Raw genomic sequence first — 22,855 nt, 5'->3', positions numbered from 1 at the left:
CCCTACTCCTCGAACGCCGGAGGGGCTGGGTGGTGGCCTGGGCTAGCCGAGGCGGTTCGCCGCGTGCACAGCCCTCAGCACCGCCGCCGCCTTGTTGCGGCACTCCGCGTCCTCGGCGGCCGGGTCGGAGTCGGCGACGACACCCGCCCCGGCCTGGACGTAGGCCGTGCCCTCGCGCAGCAGCGCGGTACGGATGGCGATGGCGGTGTCGGAGTCGCCCGCAAAGTCGAGGTAGCCGACGCAGCCGCCGTACAGCCCGCGGCGGCTCGGCTCCAGCTCCTCGATGATCTGCAGCGCGCGCGGCTTGGGGGCGCCGGAGAGGGTGCCCGCCGGGAAGCAGGCGGTGAGGACGTCGAAGGCGGTGTGCCCCTCCGCGAGCTTGCCGGTGACCGTGGAGACGATGTGCATGACATGGCTGTAGCGCTCGACCGACATGAAGTCGACCACCTCGACGCTGCCGGGCTCGCAGACCCGCCCCAGGTCGTTGCGGCCGAGGTCGACGAGCATCAGGTGCTCGGCCCGCTCCTTGGGGTCGGCCATCAGCTCCTCGGCGAGGGCGGCGTCCTCCTGCGGGGTGGCGCCGCGCGGCCGGGTGCCCGCGATGGGGTGCAGCATGGCGCTGCCGTCCTCGACCTTGACCAGCGCCTCGGGGCTGGAGCCGACCACGTCGAAGCCGTCGAAGCGGAAGAGGTACATATAGGGGCTCGGGTTGGTGGCCCGCAGGACCCGGTAGACGTCGAGCGCGCTGGCCGTGCAGGGCGTCTCGAAACGCTGCGAGGGGACGACCTGGAAGGCCTCGCCCGCGCGGATGCGCTCCTTGATGTCGTCCACGGCCTCCTTGAAGTCCTCGCCGCCCCACAGCGCGGTGTACTCGGGCACCTCGGAGGCGGGCAGCGCGGTGGGGTTGGTGGGGACGGGACGTACGAGATCGGCGGCCATCGCGTCGAGCCGGGCCACGGCGTCCGCGTACGCCTCGTCGACACCCGTGTCGAGGTCGTTGTGGTTGATCGCGTTGGCGATCAGCAGCACGGTGCCGTCCCAGTGGTCGAGGACGGCGAGGTCCGAGGTGAGCAGCATGGTCAGCTCGGGCAGCCGCAGGTCGTCCCGCGTGTGCTCGCCGACCTTCTCCAGACGGCGGACGACGTCGTAGCCGAGGTAGCCGACCATGCCGCCGGTGAAGGGCGGCAGGTGGACGAGACCGCCCAGGTCACGCGGGGTGTGCAGGGTCTCGACGGTGGCGCGCAGGGCGGCGAGCGGGTCGCCCTCGGTGGGGACGCCGACCGGCGGGGTGCCCAGCCAGTGGGTGCGGCCGTCGCGCTCGGTGAGGGTGGCGGCGCTGCGGACGCCGACGAAGGAGTAGCGGGACCAGGAGCGGCCGTTCTCGGCGGATTCCAGCAGGAACGTGCCGGGGCGCTCGGCGGCGAGTTTGCGGTAGAGGCCCACCGGGGTGTCGCCGTCCGCGAGCAGCTTGCGGGTGACGGGGATGACGCGGCGGTCGGCCGCCAGCTTGCGGAAGGTCTCAAGGTCCATCGTGGCAGCGTCCTGGGTCATGGGTGAGGAGCCTAGTGGGCGATCTTGGGTCCGGAGGCGGCGCTACTCGCCCAGGGGGAGGACGTCGGCGTCGAAGCAGGTGCGGTCGCCGGTGTGGCAGGCGGCACCGGCCTGGTCGACGCGGACGAGCACGGTGTCGCCGTCGCAGTCGAGCGCGACGGACTTGACCAGCTGGATGTGGCCCGAGGTGTCGCCCTTGACCCAGTACTCCCGGCGGCTGCGGCTCCAGTAGGTGCAGCGGCCGGTGGTGAGGGTGCGGTGCAGCGCCTCGTCGTCCATCCAGCCGAGCATCAGCACCTCGCCGGTGTCGTACTGCTGGGCGATGGCGGGGACGAGGCCGTCGGCGCCGCGCTTGAGGCGGGCGGCGATGGCCGGGGCGAGGGCGGAGGGACGATCGGAGCCGGTCATGCGACCATTCTGCACGTCCCGGTGAGTGATCCTTTTCCCCGCTGAAATGGCCGGGCCCGATGGTCGGATCGTGGGGGCGATGGGGCATGCTTCGGGCATGACGTTTCCGCCGCCGTCGCATGACCACAACCGGCCTGGAAACGGCGGGGGGTTTGGTCCACCGCCGCAGCCGCAGCAGTCACAACAGGAACCGCAGGAAGCACCGCAGCAGGGCTTCGGGCCGCCGCCTCCCGATGCGGCGCCCATGGGGCAGCCCGGTCCGCCCGCCCTCCACGGCGGCTTCGGACCGCCCCCGCCGCCTCCGCCGCCCCCGGCCGGTCCGCCGCCCCGCCGTTCCAGGGCCGCGGGGCTGGTGACCGGCGTGGCCGTGGGCCTCGCGGTGGTCGCCGGGGTGGCCTTCCTCGGCTCGCAGGACGACGACGGCGGCGACAAGGCGGCCGACGCCCCGTCCGCCTCGAACCGTCCCCTCTCCTCGCCCTCGGACGAGGCGTCCGCCCCGCAGGGCCAGGAGGACCCGGGCCAGGGCGCACCGCTGGGCGGCGGGGACGACCAGTCGGCCGCCCCGTCCCCCGACTCCTCGGAGCCCGGCCGCAAGATGCCGTACGCCGTGCTCAAGCCGGGCACGTGCTTCGACCACCCGGCGATGGACAGCAGTGTGACGAAGATCGAGAAGCGCTCGTGCACCCGCGCGCACGACGGCGAGGTGATCACCAACGCGAGGCTGGCCGGGAAGTTCTCCTCCGAGCGGGCGATCCAGCGCAAGGCGCTCTCGCTGTGCGCGGTGGACGCCGAGAAGCGGCTGGAGAGCGTCCCCAACGACGGCCGGGTGTACTACTACTACGCGCTCTACCCGGCCCTGGGCACGTATACGGAGCACGGCAAGGACCGGGTCTCGTGCGCACTGACGGTGAGCACGGGCAAGGACGGCACGAAGCTGAGCGAGCCCATACCCCAGTAGTACCCCTGAGGGATATCCGGGTCGCTTCTCATGGCGGGCGGCGGGCGGCGGCCGTAGGGTGGGCGGTATGTCCACTCACGCGAAGCGCGAACGCCTGCTCCTCGCCGATCTCTTGGAGAACGCGGGCCCCGACGCCCCGACGCTGTGCGAGGGCTGGACCACCCGCGATCTGGCGGCCCACCTCGTGGTGCGCGAGCGCCGCGCCGACGCGGCCGGCGGCCTGGTGATCAAGCCGCTGGCCCAGCGGCTGACCCGGGTGCAGGCCGAGTTCACCGCGAAGCCGTACGAGGAGCTGGTGCAGCTCTTCCGCACCGGCCCGCCGCGGATGTCGCCCTTCGCGATGAAGCAGGTGGACGAGGCGGCCAACACGGTCGAGTTCTACGTCCACGCCGAGGACGTCCGCCGCGCCCGCCCGGACTGGACGCCGCGCGAGATCGACCCGGTCTTCGCCGACGCGCTGTGGTCCCGTATCGAGCGGACCGCGCGGGTGTTCGGCCGCAAGTCCCCGGTCGGTCTTGTGCTGCGCCGCCCGGACGGCCGTACGGCGGTCGCCCACCGCGGCGTCCCGGTGGTCACGGGGACCGGCGAGCCCGGTGAGCTGGCGCTGTTCCTGTACGGGCGGCAGAAGGCGGCCCGGGTCGAACTGGACGGTGACAAGGAGGCGGTGGCCGAGGTGCGGGACGCCAAGCTCGGCATCTGATGTCCTAGAGGTGTCGGCGCCGCGTCACTGCGTGCTGCCGAGATTGAGCGTGACGACGCCGCCGATCACCAGGGCCACGCCGAGCGCCTTCGCCGCGGTGAGCGGTTCGCCCAGGAAGAGCAGACCGATCACCACGATGAGGGCCGTGCCGAGGCCCGACCACAGGGCGTAGCCCACCCCGACCTGCATCCCGTCGTGGATCGCCCGCGCCAGCAGGAAGCACGCCACCGCGTAGGCGGCGAGGCAGGCGAGGGAGGGTCCGAGGCGGGAGAAGCCCGCGGTGGTTTTGAGGAGGCTGGTGCCGATCAATTCGGCGGTGATGGCGGCCAGAAGGAGGAGGTAGGCCATGCGGACAGTCTCCGAGCGGTGAGAAGTGCACGTCAAACCTGTCGGCAGGGGCCTGAGACCCCCGAAATGTGCTGCTCGCCATTGCCCGGCCGACCGGGCGCCGCGTAGCGTCGCGCTACGTGCGTACGCCCCTCCCTCCCCTGCCCGGACTGCTGGCCTACGAGGCGACCGCGCGGCTCGGCAGCATCGCGGCGGCCGCCGATGAGCTGGGGCTGTCGGCTTCGGCGGTGAGCCAGCGCATCCGGGTGCTGGAGACGCGTCTCGGGATCGCCCTGTTCGAGCGCCAGGCGCGCAGCATCCGGCTGACGCCGATGGGCCAGGCGTATCTGCCCACCGTCCGGGGCGCGTTCGACGATCTGTCGGCGGGCACCACCGGGCTGTTCGGCCAGGGGGCCGGGCGCGGGCGGCTGACCGTGCGGGCGCAGGTGTCGTACGCGATGACGTGGCTGGTGCCCCGTCTCCCGGCCTTCCACGACGACTACCCGCACATCGACCTGCGGGTGGTGACGGCGATCTGGGCCAACGAGGTCCCGCCGCACGAGGTGGACCTGGAGATCCGTCACGGCAACGGCCGATGGACCGGGTTCACCGCCGATCTGCTGCACGAGGACCAGGCCGTGGTGGTCGGCTCCCCCGCCCATCTGGAGACGTACGGTCCGCTGACCGGGCCCGCCGACCTGGAGCAGCGGCCGCGGGTGCACGTCATCGGCTACGACGACCTCTGGCAGCGGCTGTTCCCGCACACGCCGCCGCCCTCGCGGGGCGCGGAGGCGACCATCACGCTCGACACCACGGTGGCCGCGACCCAGTTCGCCGCCGCCGGTCTGCACTGCGCCCTGGTCCCCGAGCGCTTCGCGCGCGCCGCCGTGCGGGAGGGGCGGCTCGTGATGCTCCACGACCGGCTGGTGCCGCTGCGTCAGTCGCACTATCTGCTGCAGCGGGAGGGCGAGGCCCATATGACGCCGGAGGGGCGCACGTTCGTGCAGTGGCTGATCCGCCAGGACATCGAGGACCCGCCGCTCCAGCCCGGTGTCTAGTACGTTCTAGCCCTGCGGCTCCCCCGGGGCCGGACCCGTCGTGGCGCGCTCCACCAGGTACGGCGCGAAGACGTGCTCGGCCGCCTCGCGGCCCGCGACCTGGTCCAGCGCCCCGTTCACCGCGGCCTCCGCGAGCCGGGCCGCGTCCTGCGAGACCGTGGTCATCCGTACATGCGGGAACTTGGCCAGCCGCGAGTCGTCGTACCCGACCACCGAGATCTCCCCCGGGACCGCGCGGCCCTCCCGGCCGAGCACGTCCAGCACGCCCGTGGCGCAGCGGTCGTTGAAGGCGACGACGGCCGTGGGCGGGGTCTCGCGGGCCAGCAGATAGCGCATGCCCTCCGCCCCGGCGGTCTCGGTGAGCCCGCCGGTCAGCACCTCGGCCGAGTCCTGGAGCCCGTGCCGCCCCATGGCCTCCAGGAAGCCGAGCCGCCGGTCGGAGCTTCCGGGGGCGCCCGCCCCGTCGATGTGCGCGATGCGGCGGTGGCCGAGGGCGGCGAGGTGGTCGACGGCGAGCGCGACTCCCGCGTGGTCGTCGCCGCGTACGGCGCCCACGCCCGGTACGTCGGTGTGGCGGGCGACCAGCAGCGTCGGCAGTCGGCGGGCCAGCCGGGTCAGCTCGTCCGCGCCGAGGCGGCTGCCCAGCAGGATGGCCGCCTCGCAGCGCTCCCGCAGCAGGGCGGCCACGGCGGTGGTCTCGTCGCGGCTGGGCGCCACGGCGCTGAGCGTCACGTCGTAGCCGCGCCGGGTCGCGGCGGCGTAGATCTGCTCCACGAGGTCGCCGTGGAAGGGCTGCTGGAGTTCGAAGGTGACGCCGAGCAGCCGTGAACTGCTCTGGCGCAGCTTGCGGGCGCGCTGGTCGGGGACGTACCCCATCTCGTCGGCGATCTTCAGCACGCGCTTGCGGGTGGCGTCGCTGGCTCCCGGGACGCCGCGCATCACGATGGAGACCAGCGCGGTGGAGATACCGGCGGCCCGCGCCACATCGGCCATGGTCGGCCGCGCGCCGCCCGCCTCCTCGGTCACTCCCGTTTCACTCCTGTCCTGCCGAAACGCCGTCCTGGTCAGCTCGCCTATCGAGCATATCGATCTCTTGACCGGCCCCCCGTTCGCGCTCTACGGTCCCTGCAACTAGAACGTGCTAGTTCCTTCACCCTACGCGCCCCAGGGGAGAAACCCACATGACGACCACCGTCACCGACACCGTGCGGCTGGCCACGATCGGCGCGGGCCGCATCGGCGGCAACCACGCCGAGATCGTGGCCCGCCACCTGCCCGGCGCCACCCTGGCCGCCGTCGCCGATCCGGTGCCCGGCGCCGCGGAACGCCTCGCGGCCTCCCTCGGCGCCCCGTTCGCCACCACAGAGCCCGGCGCCGTCCTCGGCCGGGACGACATCGACGGGGTGCTGATCACCGCCCCCGCCCGGGCCCACACCGATCTGGTCGTGGCGGCGGCCGCCGCCGGGAAGCACGTCTTCGTCGAGAAGCCGATGGCGGTGACCCTGGCGGACGCCGACCGCGCCATCGCCGCCGCGCGGGACGCGGGCGTCGTCCTGCAGGTGGGGTTCAACCGCCGCTTCGCCCCCGGTTTCGCGGCCGCCCGCGACGCGGTGGACGACGGCCGTACCGGCACCCCGCAGCTGCTGCGCTCCCTCACCCGCGACCCGGGCCCGTTCACGGCCGACCCGGCCCGTATCCCGCAGTGGACGATCTTCCTCGAAACCCTCATCCACGACTTCGACACCCTGTGCTGGCTCAACCCGGGCGCCGCGCCCATCCGCGTCCACGCCACCGCCGACGCCCTGATCCGCCCCGACGCCAGGGACGACGGCCACCTCGACACCGCCGTGGTGACGATCCGCTTCGACAACGGCGCCATCGCCACCGCCGAGGCGTCCTTCTCCGCCCTCTACGGCTACGACGTACGCGCCGAGGTCTTCGGCTCGGGCGGCATGGCCACCGCCGGAAGCGGCCGCAGCAGCGACATGACCTACTACGGCCCCGACGGCCTGCACGCCGACACCGCCCGCCGCGATACGGACCTGCTGCGCTCGGCCTACACCACCGAACTGACCGCCTTCGCCGACGCGGTCCGCCACGGCACGCCCCCGCCCGTCACCGGCCACGACGCCCGCCGCGCGCTCTCCATCGCCCTGGCCGCCATCCGCAGCGTCGAGACCGCGGCCCCGGTCGACCTCGCCGAGGTGACCGCATGACCCCCTTCACCCTCGCCGCCAGCGCCGAGATGCTCTACCTCGACGTGCCGTTCACCGAACGGGTCCGCCGGATCGCCGACCAGGGCTTCCAGGTCGAGATCTGGGACTGGTCCACCAAGGACATCGACGCCCTCGCCGCCACCGGCGCCACGTTCTCCTCCATGACCGGCTACCTGACCGGCGACCTCACGACCCCCGACGGCATACACGCCCTCCTCACCTCGGCCCACACGTCCCTTGAGGTCGCCGACCGCCTGAACTGCCCCCGCCTCAACCTCCACGGCACCGGCCTGAACCCCCAAGGCCTCCCCGTCCACCCCGTCGAGACCGTCACCCCCACCATGTGGCTGACCGCCGCCGACACCCTCCGCCGCGTGGCCGAACTCGGCGCGGCGGCCGACCGCGTCTTCACCCTCGAAAACCTCAACCTGGCCGTCGACCACCCGGGCACCCCCTTCGCCCGCGCCGCCGACACCCTCGCCCTGGTCCGCGCCGCCGACAGCCCCCACCTGCGGATGAACCTGGACCTCTACCACGCCCAGATCGGCGAGGGAAACCTCATCGACCTCCTCGGCCAGGCCCTCCCCTACGCAGCCGAGATCCAGGTAGCCGACGTCCCCGGCCGCTGCGAACCAGGCACCGGCGAAATCCACTACCCCGCCATAGCCACCGCCCTCCAAGACCTCGGCTACACCGGCGTAGTAGCCCTGGAATCCTGGGCCGGCGACTCCCCCGACACCGCCCTGGAGGCTTTCCGTAACGCCTTCACTCTCTGACGCCCGCTACAGGGCGATCGCCCGATACCCCAGCGCCGCGTCGACGACCGCCTCGGCAGTGTTCTCCAGCTCGGCAGGAGGGTGGAAAATCAGCTCACTCACACGTGGATGGGGCACATTGGCCTCCAGGAACCGCAGGTAGTAGTCCGTCGCCGGATCGGCGGTCATGACCCTGCGCACGATCTCGACCAGTTCGTCGCGGGTGACGCCGGGCACCCGCGGCCGCAGCGGCCTCGCTGCCTCCCGAGCGAACTCGTCAAGGCTCCGCGACCCGTCGTACCCGGCGAAGTCGACAGCCGTGTACGCGTGCCCCGTCCGCTGGTTGAACGCGGCGACGCTTACGGACGGCGGAAGCAGCTCCGGGCGCAGGTCCATGCCCCCCCCCATTATCCGCGGACGGTCATACACCCGGACCTGCCTACCGCTGTTCGGCGAACACCTTGTGCATCACGAACGCGACCACCGCGTGGCACAGGTCACAGGAACTCTCCTCGCCCTGCGGAGAGGCAGGGGTGTGAGGTGTAAACGACATGACTGAGGGCCTGCGCGAGCGGATACGGGCGGGGGACCGCGAGGCGTTCGCGGAGTTGTACGCGGAGCATGCGCGGAGCGTCTACAACCATGCCTTCCGGCTGACCGGCAACTGGTCGGTGGCGGAGGAGGTGATGGGGGATACGTTCCTCGACGCCTGGCGCGGGCGGGAGCAACTGGAGCCGGGCGACGGCACGTTGAAGCCGTGGTTGCTGGGCGTGGCGACGAACAAGGCGCGGAACGCCAATCGGGGCATCGGCCGGAGGCTGGCGTTTCTGGCCCGGCGTCCCGCGCCCGCCCCGGTGGCGGACTTCGCGGACGAGGCCGCGGGCCGGATCGACGACGCCCGCCAACTGGCCGCCGTACAAGCGGTGTACGGCCGTCTGCGGCGCGGGGAGCAGGAGGTGCTGGCGCTGTGCGTGTGGTCCGGGCTGGACTACGCGCAGGCGGCCGAGGCGATGGGGATTCCGGTGGGGACGGTGCGCTCGCGGCTGTCCCGGGCCCGCGCCCGGCTGCGCAAGCTCGCCGAACAGCGGCTTACGGAAGATAAGAAGGAACCGCCGCACCGTCGCGGAGAGGTACAGCGCGAGGCCGCGTTCGCGGCCCTGCCCTTTCAGGAGTTTCAGGAGGAAACCCGATGAACGCCGTCGGTCCCGGGTCCACCCGGCCCGAGCGCGAGGACGCCGCGAGCGAGGAGCTTGCCCGGCTGCTTCCTTCCGTCCCGGCCGAACGGGACGTGCCCTCCGCTCCGTACCTCCACCACAAGGACCGTTTGATGCAGCTCATCGATGACGATCAGAAGACCCCCGCCCCGAAGGTCCGGCAGCGGCTGCTGCGCCCGGCCGTGCTGATGCCCGCCGCGGGGCTGGCGCTGGCGGGGGCGCTGGCCGTCACGTTCACCGGGGGCGGCGGTGCGTCCGGCGACGCCACCGCACAGCCCCGCGAGACCGCCACCGTCCTGCTCGACCGGCTCGCGGGGACCGCGGCGAAGTCGGACGTCCAGCCGGTGCGCCAGGATCAGTTCGTCTACATCAAGAGCGTCGGGGCCGGGGCCGAGATGGAGGAGAACGGCGCCTCCAAGCTGGATCCGCAGGACGAGCGCGAGACCTGGAAGTCGCAGCAGGTGAAGCGGATCGACAAGACCGGCGAGTACCACGATGGCGAGGGCTACTCCTCGATGTACGAACTGGGCGGGTCTCCGGCGGGCATCGACCGCCCCACGTACCAGTGGCTGGCGGCCCTGCCGACCGACCCGGACGTCCTGCTCAAGGAGCTGTACCGGATGACCGAGGTGGAAGACGGCCAGGAGAAGGCGCAGGCCGTCTTCGAGCAGATCGGCCGGTTGCTGGGCGACGTGATGCCGCCGGAGAACGCCGCCGCGCTGTACAAGGCCGTCGCGAAGATCCCCGGGGTGACGCGGCACGAGGACGCGGTGGACGCGGCGGGCCGCCACGGGTTCGGCATCGCCCGCGTCGACAAGCGGACGTGGGTCGCGAACGAGTGGATCTTCGACCGGGACAGCCTCGCCTACCTCGGTGAGCGCGAATACCGGACGAAGGACTTCGCGGCGGGCAAGAAGGGGGACGTCCTGGCGGAGTACGCCCTTCTGAAGCACGGGATCGTCGACCACTACCGCGAGCGGCCGACGAGCTGATACGCGATGCGGCGGGGGATCACCATCCGGTGGTCCCCCGCCGCGTTACGTATGTCCTCAGCGGACCGGGTGCCCCGCGTCCCGCAGCGCGCCCTTGACCTCGCCGATGCGCAGGTCGCCGAAGTGGAAGACGGAGGCGGCCAGCACCGCGTCCGCGCCCGCCGCCACCGCCGGGGCGAAGTCGTCGAGCTTGCCCGCGCCGCCGCTGGCGATGACGGGGATGGTGACGTGCTCACGGACGGCCTCGATCATCGCGGTGTCGTAGCCGTCCTTGGTGCCGTCCGCGTCCATCGAGTTCAGCAGGATCTCCCCGGCGCCCAGCTCGGCCGCGCGGTGGGCCCATGCGACGGCGTCGAGGCCGGTGCCGCGGCGGCCGCCGTGGGTGGTGACCTCGTAGCCGGACTCCGTCACCGTCCCCTCGACACAGCGGCGGGCGTCCACCGACAGGACGAGGACCTGACTGCCGAAGCGCTCGGCGATCTCCCGGATGAGGTCCGGGCGGGCGATGGCGGCGGTGTTGACGCCGACCTTGTCCGCCCCGGCGCGCAGCAGCTTGTCGACGTCCTCGGTGGTGCGGACGCCGCCGCCGACGGTCAGCGGGATGAAGACCTGCTCGGCGGTGCGGCGCACCACGTCGTAGGTGGTCTCGCGGTCGCCGGAGGATGCGGTGATGTCGAGGAAGGTCAGCTCGTCGGCGCCCTCCTGGCCGTAGATCCGGGCCATCTCGACGGGGTCACCGGCGTCCCGCAGGTTCTGGAAGTTGACGCCCTTGACGACCCGGCCGTTGTCCACGTCCAGGCAGGGGATAACTCGGACCGCCAGGGTCATGACGCTCGGGCTCCTCGGAATGCTTCGAGTTCGACTTCCACCAGCACGCGCGAGTCGACGAAGCCGGACACCACGACGAGGGTCGCGGCGGGGCGTACGGCGTCGAAGATCTCCTTGTGGGCGCGGCCCACCGCGTCCACGTCGCGCGCGTGGGTGAGGTACATGCGGGTGCGGATGACCGATTCGACGCCGAGGCCGAACTCCTTCAGCGCGTCGAGGGCGTGCCGGAAGGCGGCGTGCGTCTGCTCGTACGGGTCGCCCTCGCCCTCCAGTACGCCGTGCTCCGCGAGCGGCATGGTCCCGGAGACGACCACCAGGTCCCCGGCCTCGACGGCACGGGCGAAGCCGATGCTTTCTTCCCAGGGGCTGCCGGTCTGGACCCGCCGCCCGGTCGTCCCGGGCGACTTGTCGGCTGAGCTGTCGGGTGGGGTCATGCGGATACCGCCTCCAACGCCTCTTCCAAGGTGAACGCCTTGGCGTAGAGCGCCTTGCCCACGATGGCGCCCTCGACACCTTCCGGTACCAGGGTCGCAAGGGCGCGCAGGTCATCGAGCGAGGAAACGCCGCCGGAGGCGACGACGGGCTTGTCGGTGGCGGCGCAGACGTTACGCAGCAGCTCAAGGTTGGGGCCCTGGAGGGTGCCGTCCTTGGCGATGTCGGTGACGACGTAGCGGGCGCAGCCCTCGGAGTCCAGGCGGGCGAGGGTTTCGTACAGGTCCCCGCCGTCGCGGGTCCAGCCACGGCCGCGCAGGGTGGTGCCGCGGACGTCGAGGCCGACTGCGATCTTGTCGCCGTGCTCGGCGATGACCTTGGCGACCCACTCGGGGGTCTCCAGGGCGGCGGTGCCGAGGTTGACGCGGGTGCAGCCGGTGGCGAGGGCGGCGGTGAGCGAGGCGTCGTCGCGGATGCCGCCGGACAGCTCGACCTTGAGGTCCATGGCGCGGGCGACCTGGGCGATCTGCTCGCGGTTGTCGCCGGTGCCGAAGGCGGCGTCGAGGTCCACCAGGTGCAGCCACTCGGCCCCGGCCCGCTGCCAGGCGAGGGCGGCCTCCATCGGGTCGCCGTACGACGTCTCGGAGCCGGACTCGCCATGGACCAGGCGGACGGCCTGGCCGTCGCGGACGTCGACGGCGGGGAGGAGTTCGAGGCGGTGCGTTGGCATGCGGGAACCTTACGGTGCGTTCGGGGCGGGCGGGTGCGGGCGGGGCGGGCCGGTCGGAGCGTGTTGAGCCAGAGCGCGTCGAGTCAGAGCGTGTCGAGCCAGTTGCGCAGCAGGCGGGCCCCGGCGTCGCCGGACTTCTCGGGGTGGAACTGGGTGGCCCACAGCGGACCGTTCTCCACGGCGGCCACGAACGGCTCGCCGTGGGTCGTCCAGCTGACCTTCGGTCCGGGCATGTGCGGGTTGCCGACCTCCAGCTCCCAGGTGCGGACGGCGTAGGAGTGCACGAAGTAGTAGCGCTCCTCCTTGTCCAGGCCCGCGAAGAGCTGCGAGTCGCCGGGCGCGGTGACCGTGTTCCAGCCCATGTGGGGGACGACGGGGGCACGCAGCGGTTCGACGGTGCCGGGCCATTCGTCCAGGCCCTCGGCCTCGACGCCGTGCTCGATGCCCCGGCCGAAGAGGATCTGCATGCCGACGCAGATGCCCATGACCGGGCGGGACCCGGCCAGCCGCCGTCCCACGATCCAGTCGCCGCGCGCCTCGCGCAGCCCCTTGATGCAGGCGTCGAAGGCGCCGACGCCGGGGACGAGGAGGCCGTCGGCGGCCATGGCCTTGTCGTAGTCGCGGCTGATCTCGACGTCCGCGCCGGCGTGGGCGAGGGCCCGTTCGGCGGAGCGGACGTTACCGAAGCCGTAGTCGAAGACGATGATCTTCTTCGCGGAGCCGCTCAATTCCAGACCTCCAGCCGCAGGACCCCGGCGAGCAGCGCCATCCCGGCGCCCACGCCCAGCAGCACGATCACGCCCTTGGGCAGCCCCTGCTTGGCGAAGGAGATGACTCCGCCGAGAAGGAACAGCCCGAGCAGGATGAAAACGGTCGACAGGCCGTTCATTCAGAGGGCGCCCTTCGTGGAGGGAAGGATTCCGGCGGCGCGCGGGTCACGCTCGCTCGCGTACCGCAGCGCCCGGGCGAGCGCCTTGAACTGGCACTCCACGATGTGGTGGGCGTTGCGGCCGTACGGCACGTGGACGTGCAGGGCGATCTGCGCCTGGGCCACGAAGGACTCCAGGATGTGCCGCGTCATCGTGGTGTCGTAGGAGCCGATCATCGGCGCGATGTTCTCCGGCTCGGTGTGCACGAGGTACGGGCGGCCGGAGAGGTCGACGGTCACCTGTGCGAGGGACTCGTCCAGCGGCACGGTGCAGTTGCCGAAGCGGTAGATGCCCATCTTGTCGCCGAGCGCCTGCTTGAAGGCGGCACCCAGCGCGAGGGCGGTGTCCTCGATGGTGTGGTGGGTGTCGATGTGCAGGTCGCCCTCGGTCTTGACCGTGAGGTCGAAGAGGCCGTGGCGGCCGAGCTGGTCGAGCATGTGGTCGTAGAAGCCGACACCCGTCGACACATCGACCTGGCCGGTGCCGTCGAGGTCGATCTCGACGACGACCGAGGTCTCCTTGGTCGTGCGCTCCACGCGTCCCACGCGGGTCATGCGCTTCTCTCCTTCATCAGCTCGCGAACCGCGTCGAGGAACGCGTCGTTCTCGGTGGGGGTGCCCGCGGTGACCCGCAGTCGGCCCGGTACGCCGTTGTCCCGGACCAGGACGCCGTGGTCCAGCAGGGTCTGCCAGGCCGCGTGGGCGTCCTCGAAGCGTCCGAACTGGACGAAATTGGCGTCCGAGTCGGTCACGTCGCATCCCATGGCGCGCAGCTCCCGCACCAGCCGGTCGCGCTCGGTCTTGAGCGCGTCGACGTACCCGAGGAGCGTATCGGTGTGCTCCAGGGCGGCCAGCGCGGTGGCCTGGGTGACGGCGGACAGGTGGTACGGCAGCCGCACCAGCTGGACGGCGTCGACCACGGCGGGGTCGGCGGCGAGGTAGCCGAGCCGCAGCCCGGCGGCGCCGAACGCCTTGGACATCGTCCGGGACAGCACCAGATGCGGCCGCCCCTCGATCAGCGGCAGCAGCGACGGGCGGTGGCTGAACTCGGCGTACGCCTCGTCCACCACCACCAGCGACGGCTTGGCCGCCTGCGCCGCCTCGTACAGCGCGAGCACCGTGTCGGCCTCGACGGCGGTGCCGGTCGGGTTGTTCGGCGAGGTGATGAAGACGACGTCCGGCCTGCGCTCGGCGATCACCTCGCGCGCGGCGTCGACATCGATGGTGAAGTCGTCGTTCCGCGGGCCGGAGATCCAGCCGGTGCCGGTGCCGCGCGAGATCAGCGCGTGCATCGAGTACGAGGGCTCGAAGCCGATCGCGGTGCGACCGGGCCCGCCGAAGGTCTGCAGCAGCTGCTGCAGCACCTCGTTGGAGCCGTTGGCCGCCCACACCTGACCGGGCGCCACCGCGAGCCCCGCCGTACGGGTGAGGTAGCGGGCCAGCTCGGTGCGCAGCTCGACCGCGTCCCGGTCCGGGTAGCGGTTGAGCTGGCGGGCCGCCTCGGCGACCCGCTCGGTGATCCGCTCGACCAGCGCTTCGGGCAGCGGGTAAGGGTTCTCGTTGGTGTTCAGCCGTACGGGCACGTCCAGCTGCGGGGCGCCGTACGGGGTCTTGCCGCGCAGCTCGTCCCGGATGGGGAGATCGTCAATCCCGGTCACTTGCTCCCAGGTACCTTCCAGTCGAACCGTGCCTTCACCGCCGCGCCGTGCGCGGGCAGGTCCTCCGCGTCGGCGAGTGTCACCACATGGCCCGCGACCTCTGCCAGCGCCTCGCGGGTGTAGTCCACGACGTGGATGCCGCGCAGGAACGACTGCACCGACAGGCCGGAGGAGTGGCAGGCGCAGCCGCCGGTGGGCAGGACGTGGTTGGAGCCCGCCGCGTAGTCGCCGAGCGAGACCGGTGCCCACGCGCCGACGAAGATCGCCCCGGCGTTGCGCACCCGGGCCGCGACCGCCGCCGCGTCCTCGGTCTGGATCTCCAGGTGCTCGGCCGCGTACGCGTCGACCACCGCGAGGCCCTGGTCGATGCCGTCGACCAGCACGATGCCGGACTGCCGCCCGGCCAGCGCCGGGCCGATCCGGTCCTCGACGTGCTTGGTGGCGGCGACCTGGACCTCCAGCTCCTTCTCGACCGAGGTGGCCAGCTCCTCGGAGTCGGTGACCAGCACCGAGGCGGCCAGCGGGTCGTGCTCGGCCTGGCTGATCAGGTCCGCGGCGACGTGCACCGGGTCGGCGGTGGCGTCGGCGAGGATCGCGATCTCGGTCGGTCCGGCCTCGGCGTCGATGCCGATCCGGCCCTTGAGCAACCGCTTGGCGGCGGCGACCCAGATGTTGCCGGGCCCGGTGACCATGGCGGCCGGAGGGCACTCCTCGGTGCCGTACGCGAACATCGCGACCGCCTGGGCGCCGCCCGCCGCGTACACCTCGTCCACGCCGAGCAGCGCGCAGGCCGCCAGGATCGTGGGGTGCGGCAGCCCGTCGAACTCGGCCTGCGGCGGGGAGGCGACGGCCATCGAGGCGACCCCGGCCTCCTGCGCGGGCACCACGTTCATCACGACGGACGACGGATAGACGGACCGCCCGCCCGGTGCGTACAGCCCGACCCGCTCGACCGGCACCCAGCGCTCGGTGACCGTGCCGCCCGGCACGACCTGCGTGGTGTGGTCGGCGCGCCGCTGCTCGCGGTGGACCAGCCGGGCCCGCCGGATGGACTCCTCCAGGGCCGCGCGCACGGCCGGGTCCAGCTCCGCCAGGGCGCGGGTCAGCTCCTCGGCGGGCACCCGCACCCGCTCTATCGTCACGCCGTCGAAGCGATGCGCGTACTCGATCAGTGCAGCGGTGCCGCGATGGCGCACGTCGTCGCAGATGGGCCGCACCTTCTCCAGGGCGGCCTCGACGTCGAGCTCGGCACGGGGCAGCAAGTCGCGGTCGATTCCGCCTTCCGGGAAGGCGGCGCCGCGCAGATCGATACGGGAGATCACGCGATCAATTGTCTCAGACGCGTTCCGGCGCCCCGCCCCCCGTATCAGTGAGTGATACGGACCCCCTAAGTTGATCCTGACCGTTGGCGTTCAAGCGGTTACTCAGCGGGAATGTGGATCCGTACGGGGATACGGAGGACAGGAGGCACACGGCTGTGACCGAGCCACACGACGGCGATCCTCCCCCTGGGCTGGACCTGACCACCGCCGAGTGGGGCATGTGGCAGGCGTTCCGCAACGGCAGCACCCACGATCTGCGCACCTCCCACCCCCAGCGGAACGACCCCTCAGGACCGTACGCGTGGGGCCCGGAGCGCAGCGTGCGCGCCCGCGTCGTCGCCCTGCTGCTGCTGGACGGCCCGGCCGCCCAGCCGGGCCGGGTCGCGGCGCTCAAGCTCAACGGGGTGCACATCACCGGCACCCTCGACCTGGCCGGCGGCACCATCGACCCGTACGTGGAGCTGAAGAACTGCCGCTTCGAGCGGGAGATCCTGCTCCCCGAGTCGAACTTCACCACCCTCCGCCTGGTGGGCTGCTCGCTCCCCCGGCTGGAGGCGGCCCGGCTGAGCACCGAGGGCGATCTGCATCTGCCGCGCTGCGTGGTCGACCACGGCATCCGGCTCACCGACGCCCACATCGGCACCGATTTACTCCTGAACCAGCTGATCGTGCGCCGCGACCGCCGGGGCATGTCGATCACGGCCGACGGGCTGACCGTGGCGCAGGACTTCCAGGCCGACATGATCGAGTCGTACGGCGAGATCAGTCTGCGCGGCGCCCAGATCGGCGTGTCGCTCAGCCTGCGCGGCAGCCGCCTGCGCAATCCGTACGGGCGGCGGGCGCTGAACGCGCCGCAGCTGACCGTCGAGCGCAGCCTGTACCTCACCGCGGGCGGGCTGAGCACCTACTCCAGCGGTGGGACGCCGCCGTACGGCACCACCAGCACGCCGAGCCGCGGCACCCGCATCCAGCGCTTCGAATGCGAGGGCGGCATCCGGCTGGACGACGGGCGGATCGGCGACGCCATCGACTTCGACCAGGCCCGCTTCGTCATGGAGAACGACCAGGAGCTGTCGCTGCGCCGGGTGCAGACGCCCGAGCTGCGCTTCCTGGGCGAGCGGCCGCAGCGCGGCCGGGTGATCCTGTCCGGCGCCCGGGTGGTCAACCTGGTCGACAAGTCGGTCAGCTGGCCGGGCCCCGGCGGGCTGACCATGGCGGGCTTCTCCTACGAGAACCTGATCCCGCGCGGTCACTTCCCGCTGTCCCGGCGGCTGGAGTGGGTGGCCGCCGCGACCCCCGAGTACGCGCCCGAGCCGTACGAGATGCTGGCCAACACGATGCGGGCCAGCGGCGAGGACGCCGACGCGCGCGAGGTGCTGCTCGCCAAGCAGCGGCGGCGCCGCGAGACGCTGCCACTCGCCGCGAAGCTGTGGGGCTACCTCCAGGACTGGACGGTGGCCTACGGCTACCGTCCGGGCCGGGCGGCGGTGTGGATGGCGGTGCTGTGGGCGGTCGGCTCGGTGTTCTTCGCGCACAACAGACCGGACGCCATCAAACCCGGTGAGACCCCGTACTGGAACGCCTCGCTCTACGCGCTCGACCTGCTGATCCCGGTCATCAACCTGGGCATGGACGGCTACTGGAAACCGGCGGGCGCGGTCCAGTGGGCGTCGATCGTGATGATCCTGCTCGGCTGGGTACTGGCCACCGCCGTCGCGGCCGGTGCGTCCCGGCTGCTGCGCCGCCAGTGACCGGCCGCGGCCGCCGCCCGTGAAGAGACCCGCGCGCGGCCATTAGGCTTACGCCCCGTGACCTCCGCGCGCCTTCCGCTCTTTCCGCTGAACACGGTGTTGTTCCCGGGGCTCGTCATGCCCCTGAACGTCTTCGAACAGCGGTACCGCTCCCTGATGCGCGATCTTTCGGCGCTCCCCGAGGACGAACCGCGCCGGTTCGGGGTGATCGCCATCCGGGACGGCCACGAGGTCGCGCCCAGCGCGATCGGCCTCCCGGAGTCGGCGCCCGCGCCCGACCCCGGCCCGGCGGCGGGCTTCGGCCCGGACCCGGCCACCTCGTTCTACGGAGTGGGCTGTGTCGCGGACGCGGCCACCATCCGGGAGCAGGACGACGGCACCTTCGAGGTGCTGGCCACCGGCACCACCCGCTTCGAGCTGCTGTCCGTGGACGCCACGGGCCCCTATCTGGTGGGCGAGGTCAACGAGCTGGAGGAGGAGGCGGGCGACGGCGCCGGAGCGCTGGCCTCCGGGGTGGTACGGGCCTTCCGTACGTACCAGAAGCGGCTCGCGGGCGCCCGGGAGCGCACCCTCGCCACCGAACAAGACCTGCCGGGCGAGCCCTCGGTGCTCTCCTATCTGGTCGCGGCGGCGGCCGTGCTCGACACCCCGGCCAAGCAGCGGCTGCTCCAGGCGCCCGATACGGCGTCCCGGCTGGCCGAGGAGCTGAAACTGCTGCGCGCCGAGAGCGCGGTCATCGGTAAGCTCCCGTCCCTGCCCGCCGTCGAACTCACCCGCCGCCCCACCAGCCCCAACTGACGCGAATTCACCCGTCTATGCCGAAGAAGACCAAGAAGAACTCCACCGGATCCGCCGGAACCCCCGCCACCACCGCCCTCACCGCGGCGGGCACGGCCTTCACCGTGCGCTCCTACGACCACGACCCGGCCACCCCCTCGTACGGCGAGGAGGCGGCGCGGGCGCTGGGCGTGGATCCGGGGCGGGTGTTCAAGACCCTCGTCGCGAGCGTCGACGACCGCCTCACGGTCGCGATCGTGCCCGTATCGGCCTCGCTCGACCTCAAGGCGCTCGCCGCCGCGGTCGGCGGCAAGCGCGCCACCATGGCGGACCCGGCGGCGGCCGAGCGCACCACGGGCTACGTGCGCGGCGGCATCTCTCCGCTCGGCCAGCGCAAGCGGCTGCCGACCGCGCTGGACGCCTCCGCCGACGGCCATGAGACGGTCTGCGTCTCGGCGGGCCGCCGGGGGCTTGAGGTCGAGCTGTCGCCGAAGGACCTGGCGGCGCTGACGGACGCGGTGGTCGCCCCGATCGCGCGGTTCGACACCTAGGCCGCGTGGCGGGTCCTGGCCCGGACCACGTGGCCGTCGCGGATCTCCACGTCGTAGTCGGCGCCCGGCCCGAGCGGGCCGCGCGTCGCGCGGGCCGCGCCGTCCAGCCGTCCGGTCTGCCGCGTCCACTCCAGTCGGAGCAGTACGTCGGCGGCCAGTTCGGGGCGCGGTGGGCCGGTGTCGCTCACCGGGTGCCCCCAGGCGGCGCCGACGCCCTCCACGCGCTCCAGGTAGCGGCGCGCCGACCAGCGGGGCGAGGCGAGGGCGGCCAGCGCGGCGCGGGCCGTGGCCTCGCAGTCCACCAGCGCCTCAGCCCCGGGACCCGCCAGCGCCGCGTCGGGGCACCGCGCCCCGCCGGGGCCGACCCGCAGTACGGCCCCGGTACGGCCGTCCTCCTCGTCCGGCACCGACAGCGGCCCGGAGGGCCGGGTGGGATCCAGCGACGCGGGCTCCCCGGCCCAGCGCCGTACCGCCGCGACCAGCGCGACGAGCCCGTCGCAGGCGGTGGTCGCCCCGGTGGGGCCGCTCACCAGCCATCCGCCGCCGTCCGCCACCACCCGCAGGCCGGGTCGGCGGCCCGCCCGCGCCGCCGCGACGGCGACGGTCCGCCGGGCGGTCACGCCGCTGGTCCACGGCCGGGCCCAGTCGAACGCGCCGCGCTCACCACACGCCCCGCACATCCGGTCACCTCCTACGGCATGACGTCGCCGCTGTTCGGGCCGAGCGTCTGGCCCACGTACAGGTTGCCGCCGGGATCGGAGGCCAGGAGGACGGCGGTGGGGGCCACCTCCTCAGGGCGGCCGAAGCGGCCGAGGGGGAGTTCGGCCTGCTTGGCGGCCTTCCACTCGGCGGTGATCCCCGCGACCATCGGGGTGTCGACGGGGCCCGGTGCGATGGCGTTCACCAGGACGCCGCGTTCCGCCACCTCCAGGGCGAGGGACTTGGTCAGCCCGATGACCCCGGCCTTGGCGGCGGCGTAGTGGGACAGGGAGCGGCCGCCCTTGATACCGAGCTGGGAGGCGATGTTGATGACCCGTCCCCAGCCGCGTTCGGCCATCCCCGGTACGACGTAACGGCAGCACAGGAAGACCCCGGTGAGGTCGACGGCGATGGTCTCCTGCCACAGCCGCGGGTCCATCTCGGTCAGGGGCGCCTCGGTGAGGATGCCCGCGGCGTTGACCAGGATGTCGATGCCGCCGTGCTCCCGTGCCACCGCGGCCGTCACGGCCTCGACGGCGGCGGGGTCGGTGACGTCCAGGGCGGCGTGCCCCGCCGCGCCGGTCGCGGCGGCCGCGTCCGCGGCGCGGGGCGCGTCGCGGTCGGCGATCACGACCCGGGCGCCTTCGCGTACGTACGCCTCCGCGATGGCCCGTCCGATACCGCTGGCCCCGCCGGTGACCAACGCGGTGCGCCCGTCCAGCGCCCCGGCGCTCATGCGGGCATCCTGACGGTGAGTCCGCCGTCCACGACCAGGCTCTGCCCGGTGACGTAGGAGGCGTCCTCGGAGGTCAGATAGGCGATCGCGGAGGCGACCTCCTCCGGCCGTCCGACCCGCCCCCACGGGATGGAACCGGCGGCGCGGGCGAGCCCGTCGGGGCCGAGGGAGTTGACCGGGTCGGAGGACTGCGGGGTGACGATGAGCCCGGGGATCACCGCGTTGACGCGGATGCCGCGCGGGCCGAGTTCGACCGCCAGGCTCCGGCACAGCCCCAGCACCCCGGACTTGGCGGCGGCGTAGTGGGCGTGGTCGCCCCAGCCGTAGACGCCGCCCGCGATGGAGGAGACGGCGACCATCGCGCCCGGCCCGGACATGCGCCCGGCGGCGGAGCGCAGGGTGCGCAGCACCCCGGTGAGGTCGACGGAGAGCATGTCGTCCCAGGCCTCGTCGGTGAGTTCGGCGAGCGGCGCCCGGCGCAGCACCCCGGCGTTCGCCACGGCGATGTCCAGGCGGCCGTACGCGGTGAGGGCGGCCTCCGCGAACGACTCGACCTGCGCGGAGTCGCGTACGTCCACGGCGTGCCGTACGCACGCGCCGCCCGCCTCCCGCACCAGGCGTTCGGTCTCCTCCGGGTCGTGGGGGTCGCCGGGGTAGTGACCGAGCACCGTGCGTACGCCGCGCCGGGCGTAGGCGACGGCGAGCGCGCGGCCGATGCCGCTGGCGGCGCCGGTGATGACGGCGACCGGCGGCTGTGGCTGTTCGTTCTGCATCACTGAAAGGACTCCTGGGTGGGGGTCAGGCGTCGACGGTGTCGACCCGGCGGGCCGCGAACATCACGAAACCGGAGAGGAAGGTTCCGGCGGCACCGATGAGGAGCGCGGTCTGGTCCCAGTGGGCGCCGGAGGCGAGCATCGTGGTGGCGAGGGCACCGGCGATGACGGCCCCGGGCTGGCTGAAGGCGTTGATGAAGGAGGTACCGGTGGCCCGGCAGCGGGTGTCGTAGCACTCGCCCATGTAGAAGAGCATCGCCGCGTACGGACCGATCAGGAAGAACATCCCGAGGGAGTAGAGCGCGACCACGGCCGCGGTGCCGTGCGCGACGGTGAGCATGAGAGCGAAGAGGATGCCGGAGAGGATCCAGCCGCAGGCGATGACGTTGCGGCGGCCGAAGCGGTCACCGGCCCAGCCGTGGAAGAGGTAACCGGCGAAGCCGACGGCGTTGATGACGATGAACAGCAGCAGGGAGCCCTCGAAGCTGACGCCCTTGGCCTTGGTGAGCACGGTCGTGCCGAGCACGCTGAAGATCTGGATGCCGAACCAGTTGGCGAGCCAGGCGAAGCTGAGCACCAGGGTGTTGCGCCGCGCCCGGCCGCGGAAGATCTCCATCAGCGGGGTGACGGGGGTCTCGGCCACGCCGTACTCGGCGGCGAGTTGCCGCGCCTCCGCCTCCTTGCCCTCCTTCCGCAATGTCCGCAGCCGCTTCTCCAGTTCGAACTGCGGGGTCTCCGGCAGGCCGCGCCGCAGCAGGGCGATGACGAGGGCGGGGAAGGTGGCGAGCAGGAAGCAGCCGCGCCAGCCGACGAGCGGCAGGAAGACGGCGACGAACGCGGCCGCGAACAGGGTGCCGACGGGCCAGCCGGACTGCACCATGCTGTAGACGAAGCCGCGGCGCTTCTTGATCGCCTCGTCCTCGGTGACGGCGTAGATCTCGTTCAGATAGGTCGTGTTGACGGCCTGTTCCGACAGGCCGAGACCGCCGATCGAGCGGACGCCGACCAGATAGGCCGCGCCGGGGGTGACGGCCGAGGCGGCGGAGGCCAGGGCGGTGCCCGAGACGGTGAGGATCATGCCCTTGCGGCGCCCGAGCCGGTCGACGAGCGGGCCGACGCCGAGGACGACGACGGCGGTGCCGACGGAGATCAGGGTGGAGACCAGCGCCGCCCGCTCGTCGCTCCAGCCGAAGCGGGTGGAGATCTCGGGCAGCAGGGTGCCGAACAGGATGTAGTCGTAGACGGCGAACACCCAGGCGCAGAAGGCGATGGCGGTCGCCTTGCGCGTGGCACGCACCCCGATGCGGGGCAGGCGGCGGGCGGGTACGCGGGTATCGGTGGGGGTGTCTCTGTGCTGGGAGGGGACGGTGGTCATGGCGGATGCCCCTTGTCGGAAGCGGGGTTTCACCGTGCCGTCGCGGGGCGTGGTGAAAGGGGAGGGGATGCTTCTGCGGCCGGGGTGGGGCCGGGTGCCGCGCCCGGCGCGGGGTG

At 72.5% G+C, this 22,855-nt stretch carries 27 protein-coding genes; 10 read left to right on the top strand and 17 right to left on the bottom strand.

What is annotated here, in order from left to right; all coding sequences use genetic code 11:
• Positions 1 to 42 precede the first annotated feature (42 nt).
• Complete coding sequence (locus tag ACWC5C_RS02315; RefSeq protein ID WP_450872866.1) at positions 43 to 1,551, bottom strand: anthranilate synthase component I; 1,509 nt, start codon at positions 1,549 to 1,551, stop codon at positions 43 to 45.
• A gap of 42 nt (positions 1,552 to 1,593) precedes the next feature.
• Positions 1,594 to 1,959 (bottom strand): phosphoribosyl-AMP cyclohydrolase, encoded by a 366-nt coding sequence (gene hisI, locus ACWC5C_RS02310; RefSeq protein WP_450872864.1) that lies wholly within the window; start codon positions 1,957 to 1,959, stop codon positions 1,594 to 1,596.
• Positions 1,960 to 2,203: 244 nt separating this feature from the next.
• On the opposite strand from hisI, the gene ACWC5C_RS02305 reads away from it, so the two are divergent.
• Both ACWC5C_RS02305 and ACWC5C_RS02300 read left to right on the top strand, forming a co-directional pair.
• Entirely contained in the window at positions 2,204 to 2,917 is a 714-nt protein-coding gene (locus ACWC5C_RS02305) for a hypothetical protein (RefSeq protein ID WP_450872863.1), read from the top strand.
• 67 nt (positions 2,918 to 2,984) lie between these two features.
• Positions 2,985 to 3,617, top strand: coding sequence for a TIGR03085 family metal-binding protein (locus ACWC5C_RS02300; RefSeq protein ID WP_385447454.1), 633 nt, complete (start codon positions 2,985 to 2,987; stop codon positions 3,615 to 3,617).
• A gap of 24 nt (positions 3,618 to 3,641) precedes the next feature.
• Here the strand turns inward: ACWC5C_RS02300 and ACWC5C_RS02295 are convergent, their stop codons facing one another.
• Complete coding sequence (locus ACWC5C_RS02295) at positions 3,642 to 3,965, bottom strand: DMT family transporter (RefSeq protein WP_385447452.1); 324 nt, start codon at positions 3,963 to 3,965, stop codon at positions 3,642 to 3,644.
• Positions 3,966 to 4,084: 119 nt separating this feature from the next.
• Here ACWC5C_RS02295 and ACWC5C_RS02290 point away from each other — a divergent pair, with 119 nt between their 5' ends.
• Positions 4,085 to 5,002 carry a LysR substrate-binding domain-containing protein gene (locus tag ACWC5C_RS02290; protein WP_450872860.1) on the top strand — a complete coding sequence of 306 codons (918 nt, stop codon included), beginning with the start codon at positions 4,085 to 4,087 and terminating at the stop codon, positions 5,000 to 5,002.
• A gap of 6 nt (positions 5,003 to 5,008) precedes the next feature.
• Here ACWC5C_RS02290 and ACWC5C_RS02285 read toward each other — a convergent pair whose 3' ends face one another.
• The gene (locus ACWC5C_RS02285; RefSeq protein WP_450872858.1) at positions 5,009 to 6,028 is read right to left on the bottom strand and encodes a LacI family DNA-binding transcriptional regulator; all 1,020 of its coding nucleotides are present in this window, start codon (positions 6,026 to 6,028) and stop codon (positions 5,009 to 5,011) included.
• 155 nt (positions 6,029 to 6,183) lie between these two features.
• Here ACWC5C_RS02285 and ACWC5C_RS02280 point away from each other — a divergent pair, with 155 nt between their 5' ends.
• On the top strand, positions 6,184 to 7,218 hold the full coding sequence (locus ACWC5C_RS02280; RefSeq protein WP_450872856.1) for a Gfo/Idh/MocA family oxidoreductase: 1,035 nt from the start codon (positions 6,184 to 6,186) through the stop codon (positions 7,216 to 7,218).
• Positions 7,215 to 7,994: a TIM barrel protein gene (locus ACWC5C_RS02275; protein WP_450872855.1), complete on the top strand. Its 780-nt coding sequence runs from the start codon at positions 7,215 to 7,217 to the stop codon at positions 7,992 to 7,994. The genes ACWC5C_RS02280 and ACWC5C_RS02275 overlap by 4 nt, the downstream gene beginning before the upstream one ends.
• Positions 7,995 to 8,000: 6 nt before the next feature.
• Here ACWC5C_RS02275 and ACWC5C_RS02270 read toward each other — a convergent pair whose 3' ends face one another.
• Positions 8,001 to 8,369, bottom strand: a complete 369-nt coding sequence (locus ACWC5C_RS02270) for a hypothetical protein (RefSeq protein ID WP_450872853.1) — start codon at positions 8,367 to 8,369, stop codon at positions 8,001 to 8,003.
• Between the two features lie 155 nt (positions 8,370 to 8,524).
• On the opposite strand from ACWC5C_RS02270, the gene ACWC5C_RS02265 reads away from it, so the two are divergent.
• Complete coding sequence (locus tag ACWC5C_RS02265) at positions 8,525 to 9,166, top strand: RNA polymerase sigma factor (RefSeq protein ID WP_450872852.1); 642 nt, start codon at positions 8,525 to 8,527, stop codon at positions 9,164 to 9,166.
• On the top strand, positions 9,163 to 10,179 hold the full coding sequence (locus ACWC5C_RS02260; RefSeq protein WP_450872850.1) for a CU044_5270 family protein: 1,017 nt from the start codon (positions 9,163 to 9,165) through the stop codon (positions 10,177 to 10,179). Before ACWC5C_RS02265 ends, ACWC5C_RS02260 begins: the two co-directional genes overlap by 4 nt.
• A gap of 57 nt (positions 10,180 to 10,236) precedes the next feature.
• Here the strand turns inward: ACWC5C_RS02260 and hisF are convergent, their stop codons facing one another.
• The 8 genes from hisF to hisD form a co-directional block, all read right to left on the bottom strand.
• The gene (hisF, locus tag ACWC5C_RS02255; protein ID WP_450872848.1) at positions 10,237 to 11,007 is read right to left on the bottom strand and encodes an imidazole glycerol phosphate synthase subunit HisF; all 771 of its coding nucleotides are present in this window, start codon (positions 11,005 to 11,007) and stop codon (positions 10,237 to 10,239) included.
• Entirely contained in the window at positions 11,004 to 11,441 is a 438-nt protein-coding gene (locus ACWC5C_RS02250; protein ID WP_450872846.1) for a RidA family protein, read from the bottom strand. Before ACWC5C_RS02250 ends, hisF begins: the two co-directional genes overlap by 4 nt.
• Complete coding sequence (gene priA / locus ACWC5C_RS02245; protein ID WP_009718700.1) at positions 11,438 to 12,169, bottom strand: bifunctional 1-(5-phosphoribosyl)-5-((5-phosphoribosylamino)methylideneamino)imidazole-4-carboxamide isomerase/phosphoribosylanthranilate isomerase PriA; 732 nt, start codon at positions 12,167 to 12,169, stop codon at positions 11,438 to 11,440. Before priA ends, ACWC5C_RS02250 begins: the two co-directional genes overlap by 4 nt.
• Positions 12,170 to 12,252: 83 nt before the next feature.
• Positions 12,253 to 12,897 carry an imidazole glycerol phosphate synthase subunit HisH gene (gene hisH / locus ACWC5C_RS02240; protein WP_450872844.1) on the bottom strand — a complete coding sequence of 215 codons (645 nt, stop codon included), beginning with the start codon at positions 12,895 to 12,897 and terminating at the stop codon, positions 12,253 to 12,255.
• A complete protein-coding gene (locus ACWC5C_RS02235) occupies positions 12,894 to 13,058 on the bottom strand; it encodes a hypothetical protein (RefSeq protein WP_450872842.1) in 165 nt (54 codons plus the stop codon). Before ACWC5C_RS02235 ends, hisH begins: the two co-directional genes overlap by 4 nt.
• Entirely contained in the window at positions 13,059 to 13,652 is a 594-nt protein-coding gene (gene hisB / locus ACWC5C_RS02230) for an imidazoleglycerol-phosphate dehydratase HisB (RefSeq protein ID WP_385447433.1), read from the bottom strand.
• Positions 13,649 to 14,755: a histidinol-phosphate transaminase gene (locus ACWC5C_RS02225; RefSeq protein WP_450872839.1), complete on the bottom strand. Its 1,107-nt coding sequence runs from the start codon at positions 14,753 to 14,755 to the stop codon at positions 13,649 to 13,651. The genes hisB and ACWC5C_RS02225 overlap by 4 nt, the downstream gene beginning before the upstream one ends.
• Positions 14,752 to 16,077: a histidinol dehydrogenase gene (hisD, locus tag ACWC5C_RS02220; RefSeq protein WP_450872837.1), complete on the bottom strand. Its 1,326-nt coding sequence runs from the start codon at positions 16,075 to 16,077 to the stop codon at positions 14,752 to 14,754. The genes ACWC5C_RS02225 and hisD overlap by 4 nt, the downstream gene beginning before the upstream one ends.
• A 155-nt stretch (positions 16,078 to 16,232) precedes the next feature.
• Between hisD and ACWC5C_RS02215 the strand changes: the two genes are divergently transcribed.
• From ACWC5C_RS02215 to ybaK, 3 genes are read left to right on the top strand one after another with little or no spacing between them, the layout of a single operon-like run.
• Entirely contained in the window at positions 16,233 to 17,828 is a 1,596-nt protein-coding gene (locus ACWC5C_RS02215; protein WP_385447429.1) for an oxidoreductase, read from the top strand.
• Between the two features lie 57 nt (positions 17,829 to 17,885).
• Entirely contained in the window at positions 17,886 to 18,626 is a 741-nt protein-coding gene (locus ACWC5C_RS02210) for an LON peptidase substrate-binding domain-containing protein (RefSeq protein ID WP_450872835.1), read from the top strand.
• A 17-nt stretch (positions 18,627 to 18,643) separates the two neighbouring features.
• On the top strand, positions 18,644 to 19,156 hold the full coding sequence (ybaK, locus tag ACWC5C_RS02205; RefSeq protein ID WP_450872833.1) for a Cys-tRNA(Pro) deacylase: 513 nt from the start codon (positions 18,644 to 18,646) through the stop codon (positions 19,154 to 19,156).
• Here the strand turns inward: ybaK and ACWC5C_RS02200 are convergent.
• Genes ACWC5C_RS02200 through ACWC5C_RS02185 form a run of 4 tightly spaced genes read right to left on the bottom strand, consistent with a single transcriptional unit; the run spans position 19,153 to position 22,739 of the window.
• The gene (locus ACWC5C_RS02200; protein ID WP_450872831.1) at positions 19,153 to 19,836 is read right to left on the bottom strand and encodes a hypothetical protein; all 684 of its coding nucleotides are present in this window, start codon (positions 19,834 to 19,836) and stop codon (positions 19,153 to 19,155) included. The two genes, ybaK and ACWC5C_RS02200, sit on opposite strands and share 4 nt — an antisense overlap.
• An 11-nt stretch (positions 19,837 to 19,847) precedes the next feature.
• Positions 19,848 to 20,591: an SDR family NAD(P)-dependent oxidoreductase gene (locus ACWC5C_RS02195; RefSeq protein WP_450872829.1), complete on the bottom strand. Its 744-nt coding sequence runs from the start codon at positions 20,589 to 20,591 to the stop codon at positions 19,848 to 19,850.
• Positions 20,588 to 21,364, bottom strand: coding sequence for an SDR family NAD(P)-dependent oxidoreductase (locus tag ACWC5C_RS02190; protein WP_450872826.1), 777 nt, complete (start codon positions 21,362 to 21,364; stop codon positions 20,588 to 20,590). Before ACWC5C_RS02190 ends, ACWC5C_RS02195 begins: the two co-directional genes overlap by 4 nt.
• Positions 21,365 to 21,389: 25 nt before the next feature.
• Complete coding sequence (locus tag ACWC5C_RS02185; RefSeq protein WP_450872824.1) at positions 21,390 to 22,739, bottom strand: MFS transporter; 1,350 nt, start codon at positions 22,737 to 22,739, stop codon at positions 21,390 to 21,392.
• Between the last annotated feature and the right edge of the window lie 116 nt (positions 22,740 to 22,855).

The sequence above is a fragment of the Streptomyces sp. NPDC001700 genome (genome assembly GCF_053596435.1).
Note: the sequence above shows the minus strand (reverse complement) of the source record. Positions and strands in the feature narration are given on the sequence as shown.

Excerpts from the sequence above, each read along its gene's own strand:
- ACWC5C_RS02190 (WP_450872826.1), bottom strand. The coding sequence starts at position 21,364 with ATGCAGAACGAACAGCCACAGCCGCCGGTCGCCGTCATCACCGGCGCC.
- ybaK (WP_450872833.1), top strand. The coding sequence starts at position 18,644 with ATGCCGAAGAAGACCAAGAAGAACTCCACCGGATCCGCCGGAACCCCC.
- hisB (WP_385447433.1), bottom strand. The coding sequence starts at position 13,652 with ATGACCCGCGTGGGACGCGTGGAGCGCACGACCAAGGAGACCTCGGTC.
- ACWC5C_RS02305 (WP_450872863.1), top strand. The coding sequence starts at position 2,204 with ATGGGGCAGCCCGGTCCGCCCGCCCTCCACGGCGGCTTCGGACCGCCC.
- ACWC5C_RS02185 (WP_450872824.1), bottom strand. The coding sequence starts at position 22,739 with ATGACCACCGTCCCCTCCCAGCACAGAGACACCCCCACCGATACCCGC.
- ACWC5C_RS02235 (WP_450872842.1), bottom strand. The coding sequence starts at position 13,058 with ATGAACGGCCTGTCGACCGTTTTCATCCTGCTCGGGCTGTTCCTTCTC.
- ACWC5C_RS02280 (WP_450872856.1), top strand. The coding sequence starts at position 6,184 with ATGACGACCACCGTCACCGACACCGTGCGGCTGGCCACGATCGGCGCG.
- ACWC5C_RS02270 (WP_450872853.1), bottom strand. The coding sequence starts at position 8,369 with ATGGACCTGCGCCCGGAGCTGCTTCCGCCGTCCGTAAGCGTCGCCGCG.
- ACWC5C_RS02195 (WP_450872829.1), bottom strand. The coding sequence starts at position 20,591 with ATGAGCGCCGGGGCGCTGGACGGGCGCACCGCGTTGGTCACCGGCGGG.
- hisF (WP_450872848.1), bottom strand. The coding sequence starts at position 11,007 with ATGACCCTGGCGGTCCGAGTTATCCCCTGCCTGGACGTGGACAACGGC.
- priA (WP_009718700.1), bottom strand. The coding sequence starts at position 12,169 with ATGCCAACGCACCGCCTCGAACTCCTCCCCGCCGTCGACGTCCGCGAC.
- ACWC5C_RS02300 (WP_385447454.1), top strand. The coding sequence starts at position 2,985 with ATGTCCACTCACGCGAAGCGCGAACGCCTGCTCCTCGCCGATCTCTTG.
- ACWC5C_RS02200 (WP_450872831.1), bottom strand. The coding sequence starts at position 19,836 with ATGTGCGGGGCGTGTGGTGAGCGCGGCGCGTTCGACTGGGCCCGGCCG.
- ACWC5C_RS02295 (WP_385447452.1), bottom strand. The coding sequence starts at position 3,965 with ATGGCCTACCTCCTCCTTCTGGCCGCCATCACCGCCGAATTGATCGGC.
- ACWC5C_RS02315 (WP_450872866.1), bottom strand. The coding sequence starts at position 1,551 with ATGACCCAGGACGCTGCCACGATGGACCTTGAGACCTTCCGCAAGCTG.
- ACWC5C_RS02250 (WP_450872846.1), bottom strand. The coding sequence starts at position 11,441 with ATGACCCCACCCGACAGCTCAGCCGACAAGTCGCCCGGGACGACCGGG.
- ACWC5C_RS02275 (WP_450872855.1), top strand. The coding sequence starts at position 7,215 with ATGACCCCCTTCACCCTCGCCGCCAGCGCCGAGATGCTCTACCTCGAC.
- ACWC5C_RS02260 (WP_450872850.1), top strand. The coding sequence starts at position 9,163 with ATGAACGCCGTCGGTCCCGGGTCCACCCGGCCCGAGCGCGAGGACGCC.
- hisI (WP_450872864.1), bottom strand. The coding sequence starts at position 1,959 with ATGACCGGCTCCGATCGTCCCTCCGCCCTCGCCCCGGCCATCGCCGCC.
- ACWC5C_RS02265 (WP_450872852.1), top strand. The coding sequence starts at position 8,525 with ATGACTGAGGGCCTGCGCGAGCGGATACGGGCGGGGGACCGCGAGGCG.